Source organism: Sphingomonas sp. Leaf242 (genome assembly GCF_001422045.1).
In the GTDB taxonomy this organism is placed as follows: domain Bacteria; phylum Pseudomonadota; class Alphaproteobacteria; order Sphingomonadales; family Sphingomonadaceae; genus Sphingomonas.
In genome coordinates, this window is the sequence record NZ_LMLW01000007.1 from 95,200 (window position 1) to 114,543 (window position 19,344).

Sequence of the window (19,344 nt, forward strand, 5' to 3'; positions counted from 1 at the left end):
TGTTGAACCGATACCCCCGTTATATTTCTTTCCCCAAAAAAACTTGCATTCAGTTGAGGTTGAAGGGCGGCGTCGGAGGAGTTCCGATTTACTGTTACCGGGGGAATACGATCCAGTTATTGGAAGAATATAGCGATGTAGAGTGAACACGAATGTCGGCTTACCGCCCGATTTTCGCTAAAGCGGCCCGTCCGCTTTCCTTCCCGTTCCGGTCGTTCCGCGGCGGAGGTACCCTCCGCGGCAGCTAATCAAACCTCGCGCAAATCGGTGGTTTCCGCGCTGCGTGTGGGGCAATATACCCCAACGATACCCCCTGTGGAGATTTCGGGAAACCGGACAGACCTGACTGCTGTCAGCGCCATCGGGCGCGGCAGCTATCTCGCTAAGGGTTCCCTTCTGGGACAGGCGGGGGCGAAATGATCGGCCTTTTTTCCAACAGCCCCGCCGTTTGACGGATAGTCGATCCAAATACTCGAGTGGACCGCCTTCGCAGATAGCGCGTGATTCACCCGCGTCCCTTAATGAACATCACGATCAGAACGAGACAGAACATCGCCATCGCGACCAAGCGAGCGATCCACGGAACGATCAACCAACCACCGATCGCGCCGACTGCCTTACCAGCGACGCCGCTGTCGATCATGCGACGTGATCGTGGCGAACCGGCTACCGGATAGCCGCATCGAGGACAGGCGGGTGCGATATCCGATACGCTTTGCCGGCATTCTGGGCATGGTATCAGCGCCATGTCGATCTACTCCTGCGTCGCGGCCTTTGGGGCGGCAGGCTGGATGACGATTTCCACACGGCGGTTACGCTGACGGCCGTCCGGATTGTCACTGCCGTCGGCATTTGCATTGTCCGCCACAGGTCGTCGCTTGCCCAGCCCAGCCACAGTCGAACCTCGACCGCTATTTTTTTTGAGCCATGTCGCCACCGCCTGCGCCCGGCGCAACGAGAGTGGGTCGTTATACGCATCACTGCCCTTGCCATCGGTATGCCCGTTCACTTTCACAGGCGCGGTCGGATAGCTGCCCAGCAGCTCGGCCGCTTTGCGCAACGACTGTTCGGCATCAGCGCGCAGGATGGCCTTGTCGAAATCGAAGAGGATATCGGCCGGTAGGTCGATCACGATCGACTGATCAGCGGCTTGGCGCGCATTCAGTTCGGAAAGCAGATTTTCCGTAAGAGCAATGCGATCAGGTGCAACTTCAGTGGTTCGAAACACGGAGGAACGCTCATTCGCCGCCGCAAAGCTGCTTTCCGGCCCTGCGGTGCCGCCAGTGCTATCTGTGCCAGCGAGCGTCATGTGGCTTTCAGGTGCGTCCACGACAAGACGAAAGCTGCTCGCCTCATCCTTCAGGCTGCGCGGTGCCGGCCGGGTATTGCACCCGGCCAGCGTCAGGCCGAAGCACGCGACGGATAAGGAGACCGCTATCCACCTGGTGGTCACGTGCTTTCCTATGCCGGATCGCGTCACCGCGGCGTACCATCCAGCGGAATAGTCATCGTCAAGCCCGGCGAGATGATGCTGTTGCCATCGTTATTGTCGTTCACCACCAGCTTGATCGACTTCGTGTCGGGCGCCACAGCGCCCAGGAACACGAGCTTACCGTCCATCGTCTGGCCGCGCGTGATACGTAGCGACTGGTTGTCTTGTGGAGGCTTCAGCATCAGGCGATCGCCATTGGCAGCTAGCAAATAGGTGCCATTTCCGGCCAATTCGAGACTGTTTGTGATCGTACCGCCATAGGATGCGCTGACATCGAGGGTCGTGGCATCGGTACCGAGTTCTACACTTTTCACCCTAAGCGTGACACCGACCGGGGCGACGCCCTGCACGTTGACGGCGATTGTCCGCGGGTCGGCAGGGATACTGGAGACCGGCAGGGCTGCGGCGGTGGCATTTGTGCTGGCAGGTTGCGGGGCGGCAGTCTCGCTGGTGTGCGGCTGCGACGGCGAAGAGGGAGAACATGCGCCAGCCAGCACTGTCAGCGACGCGACCCAGAACGTCATACCGATCTTGTGCATGCATCCAACTCCTTGTTGATTTCCGACAACCCGAGAAAACCGTTTTGGTTCCGTAACGACTTCGCGAATTGGGGGCTGGACGGTGGTATAAGGTCTGCCGTTCAATGCCCGAGTCCGGTAGACCATATGCGCTCATCCGACGCCAAAACCCGATTGGTCGATAAGAAGATAGCCGCTTAAGCCGATCAACTGAAATCGAACTGTCCAGCATGACCATTTTCACGAGAACGCAGCAACGCCGCGCAATGTCGGCAAGCGCATCAGCCGTCCCCAAAGCGGTCCGTCCGCTTACCTTCCAATCACGACATTCGCGAGCGGATAGCCGGGCTTCAAAAATCGGTCTTATCGCAAAGCTGAACCAGCGTTCGGAGTTGGGAAGCTAGGGAAGGGGCGTGAGCGTCCGATTGTGGTATCCGTGGCTGACCTTATTCGTTTTAAATTTGGTAGTTCGAAGAGGCTGATTACAAATAGGGCGGCTTGGCACGAAGATGGTCAGACGCCGTCATTTGCTTCACGCGACGATTTGCAAATCCAGATCGCCGGCTAGATGACGTCGACGTCTCGTCCTTTGGTTTCGCGACCCAGCCACGCCACGAGTACGAGAGAAGCGGCCGTCGGTACCAGAACTAGACCCGCTACGGTCGCCAGCGGCGGGACCGCGCCTGCGATCGCGAGCCCTTGTGCGCCCAGGCCACCGGCTTTGGAACAGGCCGCGACCCATCCCGTGGCGCGCCCACGAACGCGCGCCGGGAAGCTCTCGGCGACGTAGGGCAGCAAGATGGCGATGATCGCGTTGACGCCTACGATCAGCGCGGCGACCGGCAGAACGGGACTGACGGCGCCGGATTGCCGCTCGACCCATAATACACCGACGAGTCCCAAGGCGAGCATCGCGATGGCTGCGACGAGCGCACCCTTGCTGCTCCAGCGGCTGTAGAGCAGCGCCGCGACGAAGATCGTCGGGACCGCGATCAGCGACGCCTTGGCGAGCAGTCCGCTGGCCACGCCGACGCTATAACCGCGAGCGACGAGGTCGGCGGGCAGCCACAGCAACAGACCGAAATTCGCGCAGCCCCAGGCCAGCGCGGCGATGCTGAAGGCGACGAGCGCCCCGGCGTTGCGCAAAGTCGGCCGTGCCGCAACGTCCGCCCCATCATTCGACAGCGCGTCCTGCCTCGTCACGCGCCCGCCACCGAAGCGCGCGAGCACCATCTCCGCCTCGTGCGTGCGCCCCTGAACAACCAGGAACCGTGGCGATTCCGGTATCAGCCGCCCAAGAAGGATCAGCAGCAGTCCGGTCGGCAGATTGGCCAGCCACAGGATCCGCCAGCCGAAGATCGGTTGGAGGAGCGCCGACAGGCTGCTGGCCGCGAAATAACCTCCCGCCGCGCCCAGGCCGCCGATGAGCACGAGGCTCCAACCGCGGTGTCGGTTCGGCATCATTTCCGCGAGCAGCGCATAGGTGACCGGCAGCATCCCGCCGGCGGCCGCGCCCATCATGAAACACATCGCGATGTTCCAGGCGAGGCTCGGCATCGCGCCGCAGATCGACGTGCCGACGAACATCACCGCCGAGAGCAGGATCGACGCCTTGCGCCCGTATATGTCCGCGACGAAGCCCCACAGGATCGATCCCGCGACCGTCCCCGATAGCGCCGCAAGCGGCACCAGCGAGGCGGTGGCACGCGACACGCCATATTCGCTTGTCATGCCCGACAGGGTGAAGCCAAGCGCGGCAGGCTTCATGACGTCGATCACCAGCGCCACGATCAGTGCGCCCATCATAACCCAGTGCGACGGGCGCAACGGTGCACGCGCATGTCCTGGGCGCCGGCTATCCCAATATCCAGGCGTCGCTCGATGGATCGCTTGCGGTGCGTGTCATCCTCGCGCTTCTGGTCGTGAAAGCGGTCGTCTGGGTGGTGGCATTGGGATCGGGAACGTCTGGCGGCATCCTCGCGCCGCTGTTGATCCTGGGCGGAGCGGCGGGCGCGCTGATTGGTCAGTTCTTGCCCGGCGGACCCGGATTCTGGGCGATGATCGGGATGGCCGGGATTATGAGCGGGGCGATGCGCGCGCCGATCACCGGTGCGCTGTTTGCCACGGAACTGACGCGGCATTTCGATGCCTTGCCGCTGACCATCGCAGCGGCAGCCGCCGCTTATGCGGTCAGCGTCTTGCTGATGCGGCGATCGATCCTGACCGAGAAGATCGCACGCCGCGGCCGGCATATCCTGCAGGAGTACAGCGTCGATCCGCTCGACCTGATGCAGACGGAGCAGTTGATGTCACGCGCGCCTGCGACGTTGCCGGGTTCGATGACGACCGCAGACGCGGCGACCTTTTTCGCGGATCGCGCCGAGCATCGGAGCTATCCGGTCGTCGACGATACGGGTCGCGTGCTTGGCTTGGTGTCGCGGACCGACGCGTTGCGCTGGCGGACTATGCAACCGGGCACCGACGTATCGCTGACCGAGACCTTGTCGGACGCGTCGTTGCTCGTCGCGTATCCCGATACGCCGATCGGAGTCGTCGCCGACATGATGATCGAATCCGGCATTGGACGCGTGCCGATCGTCGCGCGTGATACGCGACAGGTCGTCGGCATCCTCTCGCGTCAGGATCTGCTCAAGGCTCGCCGCATGCAGCGTCAGTCGGAAACCGGACGGGCTGGTTCGCGCTAGCAGCCCGAACTCCGAGTTGCGCGTTTGCGCCGTCGTTTGCACCGCATGCTATCGACGATACCGCGATCGCCTCGCCGATCAGCAGCAGCGCCGGATCATGATCGCTGATCGTCTCGACCAGGAACGCGAGCGCCGACAATCGGCCGCGCAGGATGCGCTCGGTGGGGAGCGAGACGTTGACCGCGACCATGACCGGCGTATCGGGCGCGCGCCCGGTCGCGATCAGGTTGCGCGCGACTTCGCCGGCGGCAGCGCGACCCATATAGACGGCGAGCGTGGCATCGGGCGCGGCGAGTGCGGTCCAGTCGAGATCGAGCGCTTCGCCGGCGCGGGCGTGCGCGGTGACGAACGTCAGCTTCCGCGCGAGACCGCGTAACGTCAGCGAGGCGCCACCCGAGGCCGCTGCGGCGCTCGCGGCGGTGATGCCGGGGCAGATCCGCACCGTGATGCCTTGCGCGGCGAGGTGGTCGAGCTCCTCGGTCGAGCGACCGAAGATCGACGGATCGCCGCCCTTGAGCCGGACGACGCGCTTGCCCGCGAGCGCTGCCCTGGCGAGCAGGACGTTGATCGAGACCTGATCCTTCGAATGCCGGCCCGATCGCTTGCCGACACTTACCCGCTCGATGCCGTCAGGAATGAGTGCAAGGACGCCCGGGCCGACCAGTGCGTCGTAGAACACGATGTCGGCGGCGACGATCAGCTGCTCGGCCTTACGCGTGAGAAGGTCGGGATCGCCGGGGCCGGCACCGACCAGCCAGACCGAACCGGGCGAGAAATCATGCGACATTTGCTGATCCTTGCGTGACGAGGAGTTTGGCGAGGGCAGGGCGGCACGATCCGCAATTCGTGCCGGCTTTCAGCGCAGCCCCGATCGCAGGGACGTCGGCGAGATGCTGGTCGGCGATCGCGGCGAGGATGGTCTTCAGCCCGACGTCGAAGCACGCGCAGACGATCGGCCCGCGGTCGACCTGAACGCCCGGCGCGCGGCCCGCGAGCAGGGTGGGCGCGGCGATGGCCTCGCTCAGTTGCGCGACGAGCCAGTCGCGGGGCGGGAGCATGCCGTCCCGGGTAACGAACAGGACGGCGGCGAGCCTGCCGCCCTCCAATATCGCGATCCGGCGTGAGCCCCGAGCCGCATCGACCGCCTCGATCCGCTCTCCCTTCGGTAGCAGCGCGTCGAGTGCGGCAGGGTCGCAGGTGCCCGCCATGTCCCATGCGGTTCCACACGGCACCGCGACGCGCGTTGCCCACAGACAATCCGGTCGGCTTGCCAGTTCGCCGCGGACGACGACGAAGCCACGCCATTCGGTCGCGACGGGCTCGATCCGAACGGGCGTGGATTTGAAGCCCGGCTGACCCGAGACAGGGTCGGCGAGCGGGCGAGGGAGGAGCCCTGCACGGCCACCGGTCGCGGTACGGTCCGTCCAGTGAATCGGCACGAACAGTTCGCCGATCCGCTGCGTCGCAACGACGCTCGCGCGGAAGACGCTGTCGCCCTGCGGCGTCGTCACGCGCGCCAAGCCGCCATCGACGATCCCCAGTCGCACCGCGTCGTCGGGGTGGACCTCGACCAGTGGCTCCTCGCGGTGGCGCGCGAGCTTGGGCGACAGGCCGGTACGGGTCATCGTATGCCACTGGTCGCGGTAGCGCCCGGTGTTGAGCGTCATCGGCCATTGCGTAAGCGGGGCAGGAACCGGCTTTTGCGCCACTGGTACGAGGCGGGCACGGCCATCGGGAGTCGAGAACCGGCCGTCCGCGAAGGGTGCGCCGCCCCAACGGAACGGCGTCATCGCATCGTATTCCGCATTGCCCTTAGCGGCATGACCGGGAAGCGCGAACAGCCGCGTGCCGTCATTCTCATACGCCGATAACCGGCAATGTTCGCGCCAGATCTCGGCCGGGCGGTCATAGGAAAACGCCGTCTTCCAGCCCATTCGCCGCCCGACCTCGGAGACGATCCACCAGTCGGGTTTCGCCTCGCCCGGCGCGGCCATGAACGCACGCTGGCGGCTGATCGTGCGGTCGGAATTGGTGACGGTGCCGTCCTTCTCGCCCCAGGCGGCGGCAGGCAGGCGGACGTGTGCGTGGACCGAGGTGTCGGTCGTCTCGATCACGTCGGAGACGACGACGAACGGGCAGGCGGCCAACGCCTCGCGCACGCGGCCGGCGTCGGGCATCGATACCGCGGGGTTGGTCGCCATCACCCATAGCGCCTTGATCCGGCCGTTGCCGAGTTCGCGGAACAGGTCGACCGCCTTCAACCCCGGCTTGGTCGCCATGTTGGGCGCGGCCCAAAACCGCCCGACACGGGCGACGTTCTCGGGCGCGAAATCCATGTGCGCGGCGAGTGACGACGCGAGCCCACCGACCTCGCGCCCGCCCATCGCATTGGGCTGGCCGGTGATCGAGAAGGGGGCTGCACCCTGCTTGCCGATGCGGCCGGTGGCGAGGTGCAGGTTGGTGATCGCGTTAACCTGATCGGTGCCCGACAGTGACTGGTTCACGCCCTGGCTGAACATCGTCACGGTGCGCGGTGTCGCGGCGAACAGTTCGAAGAAGCGCCGGAGGTCCTGCGGCGGAACGTCGCAGATGCGCGCGACCGACCACAGGTCGCTGCCCTCGTCGAACTGGTCCCAGAACGCATCGGGCGTCGCGACGTGTGCGGCGAGATAGTCGTAGTCGACCACGCCCGCGTCACGGCACCACGCCAGCAAGCCATTCATCAGCGCGACGTCGGTGCCGGGCCGGATCGCGAGATGGAGGTCGGCCTCGTCTGCGGTCTCGGTCCGGCGGGGGTCGATCACGACGAGCTTGGCGCCGGCATCGCAGCGCGCGCGGATGCGTTGATAGACGATCGGATGGCACCAGGCGGTGTTCGATCCGACCAGCACGATCAGGTCGGCGGCGTCGAGATCGTCGTAGCTCGCGGGCACGATATCCTCGCCGAACGCGCGCATGTGGCCCGCGACGGCGCTCGCCATGCACAGTCGCGAATTGGTGTCGATGTTGGCCGAGCCGATGAAGCCCTTCATCAACTTGTTGGCGACGTAATAGTCCTCGGTGAGCAGTTGTCCGGAGACATAGAAGGCGACGCTGTTGGGGCCGTGCTGTGCGATCGTGTCGCGGAAGCGTTTCGCGACGAGGTCGAGCGCCTTGTCCCAGGATGCACGACGCTGGCCGATCATCGGGGTGAGGAGGCGGCCTTCGAGCCCGATCGTCTCGCCGAGATGGGTGCCCTTCGAGCAGAGCTTGCCGGTGTTGGCGGGGTGGTCGGGGTCGCCCTTGATCGTGACGCTGCGTTCGCGAGTCGGCGTCGCGAGAATGCCGCAGCCGACACCGCAATACGCGCAGGTCGTGCGGATATCCTCCCCGGCACGGGGAGGGGGACCATCCGAAGGATGGTGGAGGGGGGCTTCCACAGGCGTCCCCCTTCGTGGAGGCCCCCCTCCCACAGGCGTCCCCCTTCGTGGAGGCCCCCCTCCCGCAGGCGTCTCCCTTCGTGGAGGGCCCCCTCCACCGCCTGCGGCGGTCCCCCTCCCCGTGCCGGGGAGGATCACGCGGCTGCCTTCATCGTCGAGGTGCGACAGAGCAACACCCGGCCCCCCGACACCTTCACCGGGATCACCGGCGTACACCCCTTGTCCTCGCCCAGCGCCTCGCCTGTATCGAGCGCGATCCGCCAGTTGTGCAGCGGGCACGCCACCGCGCCGCCGTGGACGATCCCCTGCGACAGTCGCCCGCCCTTGTGCGGGCAGCGATCCGCCAGCGCGAAGACCTTGCCGTCGCCGGTACGGAACACCGCGATGTCGTCGCCGCCGGTGACCTGCACCGTGCGGCTGCCGCGGACCGGGATCTCGTCGACCCAGCCGATATCGAGCCATTCGCCGATCATGCCATTTCCCTCGTGCTGTCGATGGGCGTGAACCGCGCCATCGGCGCATGTTGTTCGCGGTGCTCGCCCGCCGCGCGCGCCGCCCACGGATCGTCCTGCGTAAACTGCTGCGAGAACAGGAACCGCGCCGCCAGCGCATCGCGACCCTCCGGGTCCTCGGCGATCCGTTCGCGGATATACTCGACGCCGATCCGCTCGATCCACGGCGCGGTGCGCTCGAGATAGCGCGCTTCCTCGCGGTACAATTGGATGAACGCGGCGCAGTAATGCATCGCCTCTTCCTCGGTCGCGACCTTGCACAGGAAGTCGGTCGCGCGGACCTTGATCCCGCCATTGCCACCGACCGAAAGCTCGTAGCCGCTGTCGACGCAGACCACGCCGAAATCCTTGATCGTCGCCTCGGCGCAGTTGCGCGGGCAGCCGCTGACCGCGATCTTGAACTTGTGCGGCATCCAACTGCCCCAGGTCATCCGCTCGACCTTGACGCCGAGCCCTGTCGAATCCTGCGTTCCGAACCGGCACCAGTCCGACCCGACGCAGGTCTTCACGGTCCGCAAGCTCTTGCCGTACGCATGCCCGCTGACCATCCCGGCGGCGTTGAGATCCGCCCAGACCGCGGGCAGATCCTCCTTCTTGATCCCGAAGATGTCGAGCCGCTGACCGCCCGTCACCTTGACCATCGGCGCATCGTATTTCTCGACGACGTCGGCGATCGCGCGCAGCTCGCGTGGGTTGGTGAGCCCACCCCACATCCGCGGCACGACCGAATAGGTGCCGTCCTTCTGGATGTTCGCGTGCACGCGCTCGTTGACGTAGCGGCTCTGCTGGTCGTCCTTATAGTCGCCCGGCAACGCGCAGAGCAGGTAGTAATTGAGCGCTGGCCGGCACGACGAACACCCGTCCGGCGTCGACCAGCTCATCTTCTGCATGACTTCGGGGATCGAGCGCATGCCTTGCGCGACGATCTCGCGGCGGACGTCGTCGTGGCCGAAGCTGGTGCATTTGCACATCGTCTTCACCGAACGTTCGCCCGAATATTCGTCACCCAAGGTAACTGCGAGCAGCGTCTCGACCAGCCCGGTACACGATCCGCACGATGCCGACGCCTTGCAGGTCGCGCGGACCGCGTCGAGCGTCGCGTTGCCGGCGCCGATGCACGCCACGACCTTGCCCTTGGTGACGCCGTTGCAGCCGCAGATCTCCGCATCGTCGGAGAGCGCCGCAACGGCCGCCTTAGGGTCCGCAGTGCCTCCTCCCGAGGCGAAGGACTGGCCGAAGATCAGCATGTCGCGGATCGGCGCGATGTCTTCCGCCCGCTTGAGCAGGTCGAAATACCAGCCGCCATCGGTCGTGTCGCCGTACAGCACCGCACCGACGATCCGGTCGTCCTTGACCACGACGCGCTTGTAGATGCCGCGCGACGCATCGCGCAGGACGATGTCCTCCGCGCCTGCACCACCGGAGAAATCGCCCGCCGAGAACACGTCGAGCCCGGCGACCTTCAGCTTGGTCGAGGTCACCGATCCGCGATAGCCGCTGTGACTGTCGGTCAGCCCGTCGGCCAATGCGCGGCACATGTCCCACAGCGGCGCGACGAGGCCGTAGACGTTGCCGTCATGCTCGACGCATTCGCCTACCGCCAGGATCGACGGGTCGCTGGTGACCATGTGGTCGTCGACCTTGATCCCGCGGCCGATCTCCAGCCCTGCGTCACGCGCGAGGGCGACGGAGGGGCGGATGCCGACCGCCATGACGACGAGGCTGGCGGGGATCAGCGTGCCGTCCTTGAGCAGTACGCCCTCGACGTGAGTATCGCCGATGATCTCCGCCGTGTTCGCTTCGGTGAGAATAACTTGGCCGCGCGATTCCAGCGCCGACTTCAGCAACCACCCTGCCGCTTCGTCGAGCTGACGCTCCATCAGCGTCGGCATCAGGTGGATCACCGTGACCTTCATCCCGCGCAACGTGAGCCCGTGTGCGGCCTCCAGCCCGAGCAGCCCGCCGCCGATGACCACCGCCGCGCCGCCCTTGCCCGCAGCCTCCAGCATGTGGTCGACGTCCGCCATGTCGCGGAACGAGATCACGCCGGGCAGGTCCTTGCCGGGGACGGGGATGATGAACGGATCGGAGCCGGTCGCGATCAGCAGCCGGTCGTACGACACCGACAACCCGGAGCGCGCGGTGACGGTCTTAGCCACGCGGTCGATCGCCTGGACCGGATCGCTGGTCACGAGTTCGATCGTGTTGGTCGCGTACCAAGCGTGATCGTTGATGACGATCTGCTCGAACGTCTTCTCGCCCGCCAGCACTGGCGACAGCATGATGCGGTTGTAGTTCACGTGCGGCTCGGCACCGAAGATCGTCACGCGGTACCGGGTCGGATCGCGCGCGATCAGTTCCTCGACCGCGCGACAGCCGGCCATGCCGTTGCCGATCACGACGAGATGCTCGCGCCGCTTGGAAAAGGGGGTGTCGGGGCAGGGGGTTTGGTGTTCCATCAGATCGTCCAGTCGGGTTGGAGCCGGGGAAGGGAGGGTCATGCGGGGAGCGCGCCGTTGACCGAGCGGTCGCTGGTGCGGCGTGCGTCGAGCGCCGCGTCGAGCAGCGCGCGCTCGTCCGATTTGTGCGTGGCGGAGAAGCGGACGGCGAGCGCGCATACTGCCGTGCCCGCGACGACGTAGCCGAGCACGATGAGGCATTGCTGCGGGGTGGCCGAGGCCTTGTTGAGGAACCCCGCCGCGACCGCGCCGATGTTGCCGCCCGCGCCGATCAGCCCGGCGACGCCGCCCAGCGCCTTGCGGTCGATGAACGGCACCAGCGCATAGGTCGCGCCGCACGCCATGTGCGTGAACAGCCCGAACATCGTCATCGCCAGGATCGCGAGCGTGACGCTGCCGGCATGACCGAACAGCACCAGCCCGACGCCTTCGCCGAGCATCAGCGCGAACAACAGCAGCGCGCGGCCATCGAGGCCCTTCACGAGCGCGATCCGGTCGCTGGCAATCCCTCCGAGCGCACGGGCGAACAGCGCGAGGCCACCAAAGATCCCCGCCGCCAAGCCTGCATTGGTCAGCGACAGCCCGAACCGGTCGACGTAATAACTCGCCGCGATGTTGTGGATGAAAATCTCGACGCCGAAGCACGCGCCGTACGTCGCGGCGAGCATCCAAGTACGGTAATTGGCGGCGGCGCGGCGAAAGATCGCCATGCCCGTCGCCTTGCCGCCGTCGAGCTCGATTCCCGCCGCGCGGAGGTCGACGATGTCGCCCTGCGGCGTATCCTGCGTGTAGCGCGCATAGACGAACGCCATCGCGAGCATAGCGACACCGGGCACGAACATCGCCGCGCGCCAGCCGAACGCGTGCTCGACGCCAAGACCGACGAGCGCCGCGACGACCAGCGGCATCAGGCTCTGCGCCGCGCCGCCGCCGGCATTGCCCCAGCCACCGACGGTCGCGTTGGCTGTGCCGACGACGTTGGGCGCGAACATCACGCTCGTATGATATTGCGTTATCACGAACGACGCCCCGATCGCACCGATCGCGAGGCGGAAGAACAGGAACGTCTCGTAGGTCTGCGCGAACGCCAGTCCGAATACCGGAATCGCACCGATCAGCAGCAGCCACGTATAGGCGCGGCGCGGGCCGAACCGGTCGCAGAGCGGTCCTACCACCAGCCGCACCAGGATCGTCACCGCGACCGCAGCGATGTTGATGTTGGCGATCTGATCCTTGCTCAGCCCTAACTCGGCCTTGATCAGCGGCATCAACGGCGCGGCGGCGAACCACGCGAAGAAGCACACGAAGAACGCGAGCCACGTGACGTGGAACGCGCGCATCTGCGGCGTGGCGGCACTGAACAGGTCGATCCTGGTGGCTTTCGGCGCGGCGGTGTCGATACCTGGTGATGCGAACAACATGGTCGGCCCTCCATCTGCGGCGGACAAAGAAAAAGCCGCCCCGACGGCGACCTTGCGGACGCATCGGAGCGGCTTCGTTGCCTATGGACGATCGGTGGATCGTCCTACGCGGTCGGGTCCCGTCGTTGGAACCGGTCTCGCGATGATTTCGTGTCCGACTCCCTTGCCGGACGCCGCAAAGATGACCGAAGTGGCCGTATCGCGCAAGCGTCATTTCGCGGGTGCAGCAGATTGGGGTTTGGCCGGGCGATTGGCCGCTAAAACACCCCTCCCTGAAAGGGAGGGGCAGGGGGTGGGTCGGCTTCCGCATGTCCGAACCGAAGGGGCTCAAGCCGGCCGACCCACCCCCAACCCCTCCCTTCCAGGGAGGGGCGAAGGCATGCTTAGGGCAACCCGGCCAGATACCCCTCTATGTCGTCCGGATCGAACGCGCGCCGATCGAAGAACGCATCGCGCCCCAGGATCAACCGCCCCTGCGTCGACCCCGCGCCGATGCTGTTCGCGCCGATCGCCCCCTCCAGCTTCGAACTTGCATTGGGCAACGGCGCGCTCGAGCCCGCCAGTGCCGCGCGGTAAATGTCCGGTCGGAACACGCCTTGCGCGATATCCGCCTCCTCGGCCGAGAACGGCGTGCCGTCCCACCGCACCATCTGCGAATACAGCCACGCCGCCTGACTGCGCCACGGGAAGTTCGCCGCCTCGCGGTACTGGAACATGAAATCGGGAACGTGGATCGGCACCGCGTCCTTCACCAGCCGCACCCGGTCGCCGATCGCCCGCGACACCGCATCGACCGGGGCATCGAGATAGTCCGCGCGAGCAAGTATCGCCGCGTTCGCCTCAAGCGTGTCCGGATCGACGAACTGCGCGGCGGCGGCATGCAGCGCCCGGATCAGCCGGTGGACGACGTCGCCGCGCTCGACCAGCGTCTCCGCACGCATCGCCAGCACCTTTTCGACGCCACGCTGCCAGACCTGCGCCGTTACCAGCGTGATCCTCCCGACCCCGCGATCGACCGCGACGCCGTTCCAGGGCTCACCAACGCAGATCCCGTCGACCTCGCCCGCCGCCAACGCATCGGCAGCGAAGGTCGGACTGGTCGTGACGATCTCGACGTCGGTATCCGGCCGGATGCCGACCGCTGCGAGCCAGTAGCGCAGCATGTAATTATGGCTAGAGTAGCGATGCACCACGCCGAACCGCAGCCGCCGCCCCGTCGCGGCACGCTCGGTTGCGACCGCCTTCAGTCGCGCACCCAGCACGACCGGATCGCCGAGCGCATCGCCGTCCATCACCTGCGCCGCGAGCGGCAGCGACAGCGTGATCGCATTGCCGTTGAGCCCCAGCACAAATGGCACCGCCATCGGTACCGCTGGCCGCCCACGCCCCAGCGCCGTCGCGATCGCGAGCGGCGCGACCATGTGCGCGGCATCGGTATGTCCGTACAGCAGCCGATCGCGCACCGTCGCCCAGGTCATGTCGCGGACGAGCTCGATCTCCAGTCCCTCGGCCTCGGCGAACCCACGTTCGCGCGCGAGGATCGGCAGCGCCGCATCGACGAGCGGGAGGAAACCGATGCGGACCCGGTCGAGCGCCATCACAAATCTCCCATGAGCGCATCGCTGGTGATGATCGCGTCGGCGATCTCGGCGATCCTGCGGTTGGATCGCATCGCCTGCGCGCGAAGCAGGCCGTACGCGGTCGGCTCGTCGATCCCGCGGCGTTTCATCAGGATCGCCTTGGCGCGGTCGACGGTGGTGCGATCGGCCAGCGCGCTCCGTGCCTCGTGCAACTCTGCCTGCAATCGCGCGAACGCCTGGAACCGGCGGATCGCGAGGTCGATGACCGGCTTGATCCGCTGCTTGGCCAGCCCGTCGACGATATACGCCGAGACGCCCGCATCGACCGCGGCGGCGGTGGATTCCGCATCGCTCTGGTCGACGAACATCGCGATCGGGCGGGCCAGTGCGCGCGATACCGCGAAGAATTCCTCAAGCACGTCGCGGCTCGGGTTTTCGAGGTTGATCAACACCACTTCGGGCGCCGCCTTCTCAAGCGCGGCGACCATTCCCAACGTGCCGTCGATCACGACGATATCGTCGAGCCCCGCCTCGCGCAGGCCGTCCGAAATGATCGCCGCCCGTGTCGTGCTCGTGTCGATGATCGCGATCCGCATCGGGTGGTCTTATGCTGCACCGATCCTGATGGCGAGGGCACATATATTTAGGTTGGCACAGTAGGCGAAGAGAGCGGGTACGGCCTGAGACCGATCGCTGGGCCAAACAGCCAAACTGGTACTGAAGAATCTACGCCTGAACGTATTTCTAAGCTACTGAAATGATAGCCAATCGCCGTTAATATAGGGCGAAAGTTGGAACGCCGCTAATTACCCGTAAACGACTGCTTATGGGTCGACGCCCCCCGCCCGCGCGGCGATGGTCACTCGAAAGTGAGTGGCTTCAGCGTTGAGCGATTGCGATCAGCGCAAGTGCCTATATCATCGAATGATACCGTCGGCATCGGGACCGGCGTCTTCAGCCTGACATCGATCATGACGTCCTCCGATAGCGAGATTTCGCCCAGAAACGTGGAGGGTCGCGGACAGGCCGCGACCCTCCAAAGGGGTCAGAACGAGAAGCCCGCCGACAGCTTGACCGTGCGCGGTGGGTTGCCGCCGATGCTGTACGACGACCGCTGACCAAAGGCTGGATCGCTCGCATTGCTGTTGAAGTCGACATAGTTGCGATCGTTCATCACGTTCAGGATATCGACGCGCATGCGGATCCGCGCCTGATCGCTGACGAAGCCGATCGGCACATATTTCGTGAACGCGAAATCCAGCTGTCGGCGGCCCCAGATATCGCCGAGGCTATCCACCTGGCGCCCGACAAGGATGCGCCCGAACGGATCCGCATTGTCGATGAAGCCCTTTACAAATGCAGGCGATTCGATCTGGAACTTGCTCGAGAAGGTCACGCCGATCGGTGTGTCGACGCTGCTCGCGATCACGAGCCGGTGCCGTGGCACGGCCGACGAGCGCAGCGTGGGGTAATCCGAGATCTGCGCGTAATCGAGCGAATAGGTCTCGCCGAACTTCCGGTTCTCGTCTGCCCGGGTGTAGGTGTAGGTGGCGTCGATGCTCCACGGCGAGGATGCCGAATAGACCTTGGTCAGCTTGAAATAGGCAGCGTCCGAGTTGGTCTTCAGGCCATTGCTGCCGAGAATGATCGAGCCATAACCGTTTGGCGTGAAGGTCGTGGGTGACTGCGGTATGTCGGTCGCCGAGGTCGGATCGTTGAAGAAGAACGAGCCATCCGTCCTGCGATTGCCGAGCAGGAAGACGAACCCGTCCTTGCTTTCGATGTGGGTGACGCCGACCTCGAGCTCGACCGGCGAGAAGCGACCGCGCACGCCCAGGCTGAACTGGTCCGAATAGGGCACTTTGAGATCGTTGTTCATGAAGCGGAACTCGCTGCCGCCGCCGGTCGCGGCGCCGAGCAACTGCTGACGTCCGGCGTCGGTCAGGTAGATCGGATTCCACGCGATGCAGGTCTGGCTGGGTGTGCAGGGATTGACCGAGTCATTGCCGATGAAGTTGAAGCTGCGGACCTGGAACCGGCCCTGGCTGACCTCCTGCTGCAGGAAGTCGAACTGATTGCGGTCGTACGACCGGCCATAGCCACCGAACATCGAGAAGCGACCCGCCTCGTCGAAGCGATAGGTGAAGCCGAGACGCGGCTGCCACGCGCCCTTGAACGCCTTCCGCTTGCTGCCGTCCGTGATGAAGTCGTTGATGTCGTAATCGGCGTTTCTAAGGTTCGGATAGTTGCCGGGCGACACCGCCGCCACGTTGACCGCCGGCGTCACGTAATCGAGATAGGCGGGCGTCCGCTCGTAATCCCAGCGCAGGCCGAGGTTCAGCGTAAGGTGGCTGGTGACGTCCCAATCGTCCTGCGCGTAGAAGCCGAGCTGGAAGTTGTTCGATCTGACCGTCGCGTTACCCGACGCATCCGTCGTCGCACCGAACTGGAGCCGGTAGGGCAGCGTGTCGTTGAAGGCGACGCCGGGAATCGCATTGACGTCATAGGTGTATAGCGGGTTGGTCAAGTTCTGCTCGAGCGAGTTGAGCTTCACCCATTTGGCCTTGCCGCCCACCTTGATCGTGTGGCCCTTGAAGCCGGTGAACGTGAAATCATCCTGCAGGGTCCAGCCCTTCTGGCCCTTCGACTGGAAGTTGCTGCCCGCGCCGAACCGCAGGATGTCATTCCGCTGGACGGACGTCCCGAACCGTTCGGTCGACTGGAAGAACTGCGTTATGCCATCGGTCGAGGGCGTCGGTGAGAAGACCGCATTCTCATAGGACACACGCACATCGTTGATCCACTGATCGCCGGTATGCTGCCAGCGAAGCAGCCCGCGCTTATCTTCGACCTTGTTCAGCGTTGCGGTGCTCGCCGCGTCGATCCCGGTGATATTCTGAAGCCCGGATTCCTTGCGGTACTTGCCGGACAGTTCGATCAGGTCGTTGTCGGTCGGCACGATGTCGATCTTGCCGAAATACAGGTCTTCCTTGAACTGCTGCGCAAACGTTCCGAAATTATCGCGATACTGCTCCGGGACGGACGAAATCGGGAAGTTGTTGTTGGGGCGAACATCGTACGGGCTGGAGATGCGCTTGCCTTCGTAGGTCCCGAAGAAGTGCATCTTGTCCTTGATGATCGGGCCACCCAATGCGGCGCCGAACTGTTTGTTGCTGGTGTCGGTCTTGGGGATATAGGTCGGGAATATCTCGCTCGGCCGGCGATCACGCAGGTCCTGGTTGGTGAAGTCGAAAAACGCTTCGCCGTGGAATTCGTTGGTTCCAGACTTCGTGCCCGCGGTGATCGCGACCGAGCTCACCTGGTCGAACTCGGCCTTGTAGTTGGACGACAGCACCTGATACTCGCCGATCGCGAGCTGCGGGAAGGGATTGCCCGAGCTGGTGTCCTGGCCGGTGATGCCGTTCTTGAGGACGTAATCCTTCTGGCTGACGCCGTCGATGAAGACGTTGACCGTGCGGCTGTCCTGCGCGCCGCCCTGGATGCGCGACGAGCCGCTCGAATCCTCGATGAAGCGGACGCCGGGGGCGAGATCGGCGAACGCGAGGAAGTTGCGGTTGTTCTGCGGCAATTGCTCGATCAGGCGCGACGAGATGACGCTACCGACCTGGCCGCCCGACAGCGATCGGATGCGGTTGCCGGTGACGATGATCTCGCCGCCGGATCCTGCCGCCGCGGTATCGGTGCCGGCTTCGGGGGGCGTGGCGGGCGCGGCACCTTGGGTTGCGGGAGCAGCCGGGGTGGGCGCGGTGGCCAGATCGAGGTCCAGGCCGGCGGTCTGGCCGACGCGGAGCGTGAACGCGTCCGAATTGCGCGTGCCGTTGCGCTGCTTGATCTCGAGCCGGTAGGTGCCGGCGCGCAGCGACGCGAAGTTATACGCGCCTGCTGCGTCGGCGGGCACGACCCGGCGGATGCCGGTAGAGATCTCGACCGCGGCGACTTCGATCACCGGATTGTCGGCCGGCGCCGTGAGTGTGCCGCGCAACGACGCCTGGCCGACCTGTGCCGACGCGGGCGCGGGCGCGAACAGCAGCCCGCTGGACAGCGCCGTCAGCGATACCACCGCCGCACGCAACATCATCTTGTTCATCGTAGTTCCCCTTTTCCCGATTGTTCGGGTGTCTTGTTGTGGACATTGAAAAGCATTGGACCGGTCGACTCGCGGACGACCACGACGGGCACGCGGTGCTCGATCAGGCCGTCGTCTTCGCCCGCGATCGCCTTCACCAGCCGCGCGACGGCACCGGCCCCGAAACTGGCGATGTCGATGCTGGCGCTGGTCAGCGACGGCGAGATGAGGCGGGTCAGCGGAACGTCGTCGAAGCCGCAGATCGCGACCTGGTCGGGGACCGCGACGCCGGCGCGCTTCAGCGCCATCATCGCGCCGATCGCCATCATGTCGTTGCCGGCGAAGATCGCGTCGAATTCTGTGCAGTCGTCGAGCAGCGTCGCCACCGCGCTAGCCCCGGCGGGCTCCCGGAAATCTCCCGGGAGGACGTGCAGCCCGAGTCCGGCGCGGGCGCAGGCATCGCGCGCGCCGCGCAACCGCTCCTCGGCGTCGATGTTGCCCTCCGGGCCGGCGATGTGGACCAGCCGCCGCCGGCCGCCCGCGATCAGATGCTCGACCAGCGCCGTCGCGCCCGCGACATTGTCGATGCGCAGCTCCGAACGGCCGACTTGGCCGGGCGCGCAATTGACCAGAATAGCCGGCATGCCCTGCGGCAGGTGCGCGAGCAACTCGCCGGCTGATACCTGCGGCGCCATGACCACCAGCCCGTCGACCCGGCCACGCATCGCGTGCAACGCCGCGACGCCGCGCTGCGCGTCGCCGTGCATGACCATCATCATGAGGTAGAGACCGAGCTCCGACGCCTCGCGGTCCATGCCGCGCAACAGTTCGGAGAAGAATTCGCCATGCAGGTCGGGGACCACGACGCCGATCATCCCCGACCGCGCCGAACTCAGATGTCGGGCCGCGGCGTGAGGAACGTAGCCGAGTCGCGTGGCGACGCTTTCGATGTGCGCGCGGACTTCCGGACGGACGTTGCTGTGCCCGTTCAGCGCCCGCGACACGGTCGCCACCGACACCGCAGCTTCGCGGGCAATATCACGGACGGTGGCGTACGGCATGAAGCGTCAGGGTCCCCTCTGGCACCGGTCTTACGTGTTGCGACCGGCATCTTGTTCTTGATGTAACCGGTTACATGATCCAGAAACATG

13 protein-coding genes and 1 pseudogene are annotated in these 19,344 nt (G+C 65.3%); 1 reads left to right on the forward strand and 13 read right to left on the reverse strand.

All coding sequences use genetic code 11. From position 1 onward, the window contains the following. Nucleotides 1-505 precede the first annotated feature (505 nt). The 4 genes from ASF09_RS20640 to ASF09_RS05020 form a co-directional block, all read right to left on the reverse strand. Nucleotides 506-643, reverse strand: coding sequence for a hypothetical protein (locus ASF09_RS20640; protein ID WP_200912522.1), 138 nt, complete (start codon nucleotides 641-643; stop codon nucleotides 506-508). A 111-nt stretch (nucleotides 644-754) separates the two neighbouring features. Next, the gene (locus tag ASF09_RS05010) at nucleotides 755-1,453 is read right to left on the reverse strand and encodes an OmpA family protein (protein ID WP_200912523.1); all 699 of its coding nucleotides are present in this window, start codon (nucleotides 1,451-1,453) and stop codon (nucleotides 755-757) included. Between the two features lie 23 nt (nucleotides 1,454-1,476). Beyond that, a complete protein-coding gene (locus ASF09_RS05015; RefSeq protein WP_060525215.1) occupies nucleotides 1,477-2,031 on the reverse strand; it encodes a hypothetical protein in 555 nt (184 codons plus the stop codon). Nucleotides 2,032-2,574: 543 nt separating this feature from the next. After that, nucleotides 2,575-3,816, reverse strand: coding sequence for an MFS transporter (locus tag ASF09_RS05020; RefSeq protein ID WP_060525216.1), 1,242 nt, complete (start codon nucleotides 3,814-3,816; stop codon nucleotides 2,575-2,577). A 14-nt stretch (nucleotides 3,817-3,830) separates the two neighbouring features. Between ASF09_RS05020 and ASF09_RS05025 the strand changes: the two are divergent. Then, a pseudogene (locus ASF09_RS05025) lies at nucleotides 3,831-4,715 on the forward strand (chloride channel protein); the annotation flags it as partial. Here the strand turns inward: ASF09_RS05025 and cobA are convergent. The 9 genes from cobA to ASF09_RS05070 all read right to left on the reverse strand — a co-directional run bounded on the left by cobA (nucleotide 4,660) and on the right by ASF09_RS05070 (nucleotide 19,254). Then, nucleotides 4,660-5,502, reverse strand: a complete 843-nt coding sequence (gene cobA / locus ASF09_RS05030) for a uroporphyrinogen-III C-methyltransferase (RefSeq protein WP_082444089.1) — start codon at nucleotides 5,500-5,502, stop codon at nucleotides 4,660-4,662. The pseudogene ASF09_RS05025 and the gene cobA overlap by 56 nt on opposite strands. Next, complete coding sequence (locus tag ASF09_RS05035; protein WP_060525217.1) at nucleotides 5,492-8,134, reverse strand: nitrate reductase; 2,643 nt, start codon at nucleotides 8,132-8,134, stop codon at nucleotides 5,492-5,494. The genes cobA and ASF09_RS05035 overlap by 11 nt, the downstream gene beginning before the upstream one ends. A 134-nt stretch (nucleotides 8,135-8,268) precedes the next feature. After that, nucleotides 8,269-8,607 (reverse strand): nitrite reductase small subunit NirD, encoded by a 339-nt coding sequence (gene nirD, locus ASF09_RS05040; protein WP_175518279.1) that lies wholly within the window; start codon nucleotides 8,605-8,607, stop codon nucleotides 8,269-8,271. Continuing rightward, a complete protein-coding gene (nirB, locus tag ASF09_RS05045; protein ID WP_060525218.1) occupies nucleotides 8,604-11,105 on the reverse strand; it encodes a nitrite reductase large subunit NirB in 2,502 nt (833 codons plus the stop codon). The genes nirD and nirB overlap by 4 nt, the downstream gene beginning before the upstream one ends. A 38-nt stretch (nucleotides 11,106-11,143) precedes the next feature. After that, nucleotides 11,144-12,526, reverse strand: coding sequence for an MFS transporter (locus ASF09_RS05050; protein WP_060525219.1), 1,383 nt, complete (start codon nucleotides 12,524-12,526; stop codon nucleotides 11,144-11,146). A 383-nt stretch (nucleotides 12,527-12,909) separates the two neighbouring features. Then, nucleotides 12,910-14,124: a CmpA/NrtA family ABC transporter substrate-binding protein gene (locus ASF09_RS05055; protein ID WP_060525220.1), complete on the reverse strand. Its 1,215-nt coding sequence runs from the start codon at nucleotides 14,122-14,124 to the stop codon at nucleotides 12,910-12,912. Then, nucleotides 14,124-14,702 carry an ANTAR domain-containing response regulator gene (locus tag ASF09_RS05060; protein ID WP_060525221.1) on the reverse strand — a complete coding sequence of 193 codons (579 nt, stop codon included), beginning with the start codon at nucleotides 14,700-14,702 and terminating at the stop codon, nucleotides 14,124-14,126. Before ASF09_RS05060 ends, ASF09_RS05055 begins: the two co-directional genes overlap by 1 nt. A gap of 449 nt (nucleotides 14,703-15,151) precedes the next feature. Beyond that, complete coding sequence (locus ASF09_RS05065) at nucleotides 15,152-18,214, reverse strand: TonB-dependent receptor (protein ID WP_235529637.1); 3,063 nt, start codon at nucleotides 18,212-18,214, stop codon at nucleotides 15,152-15,154. Further along, complete coding sequence (locus tag ASF09_RS05070; RefSeq protein WP_056049811.1) at nucleotides 18,211-19,254, reverse strand: LacI family DNA-binding transcriptional regulator; 1,044 nt, start codon at nucleotides 19,252-19,254, stop codon at nucleotides 18,211-18,213. Before ASF09_RS05070 ends, ASF09_RS05065 begins: the two co-directional genes overlap by 4 nt. Nucleotides 19,255-19,344: the final 90 nt, after the last annotated feature.

Bases quoted from the DNA above. Each gene is read 5' to 3' on its own strand.
- ASF09_RS20640 (WP_200912522.1), bottom strand. From the start codon at position 643: ATGATCGACAGCGGCGTCGCTGGTAAGGCAGTCGGCGCGATCGGTGGT.
- ASF09_RS05015 (WP_060525215.1), bottom strand. From the start codon at position 2,031: ATGCACAAGATCGGTATGACGTTCTGGGTCGCGTCGCTGACAGTGCTG.
- ASF09_RS05020 (WP_060525216.1), bottom strand. From the start codon at position 3,816: ATGATGGGCGCACTGATCGTGGCGCTGGTGATCGACGTCATGAAGCCT.
- cobA (WP_082444089.1), bottom strand. From the start codon at position 5,502: ATGTCGCATGATTTCTCGCCCGGTTCGGTCTGGCTGGTCGGTGCCGGC.
- nirD (WP_175518279.1), bottom strand. From the start codon at position 8,607: ATGATCGGCGAATGGCTCGATATCGGCTGGGTCGACGAGATCCCGGTC.
- nirB (WP_060525218.1), bottom strand. From the start codon at position 11,105: ATGGAACACCAAACCCCCTGCCCCGACACCCCCTTTTCCAAGCGGCGC.
- ASF09_RS05050 (WP_060525219.1), bottom strand. From the start codon at position 12,526: ATGTTGTTCGCATCACCAGGTATCGACACCGCCGCGCCGAAAGCCACC.
- ASF09_RS05055 (WP_060525220.1), bottom strand. From the start codon at position 14,124: ATGGCGCTCGACCGGGTCCGCATCGGTTTCCTCCCGCTCGTCGATGCG.
- ASF09_RS05060 (WP_060525221.1), bottom strand. From the start codon at position 14,702: ATGCGGATCGCGATCATCGACACGAGCACGACACGGGCGGCGATCATT.
- ASF09_RS05065 (WP_235529637.1), bottom strand. From the start codon at position 18,214: ATGAACAAGATGATGTTGCGTGCGGCGGTGGTATCGCTGACGGCGCTG.
- ASF09_RS05070 (WP_056049811.1), bottom strand. From the start codon at position 19,254: ATGCCGTACGCCACCGTCCGTGATATTGCCCGCGAAGCTGCGGTGTCG.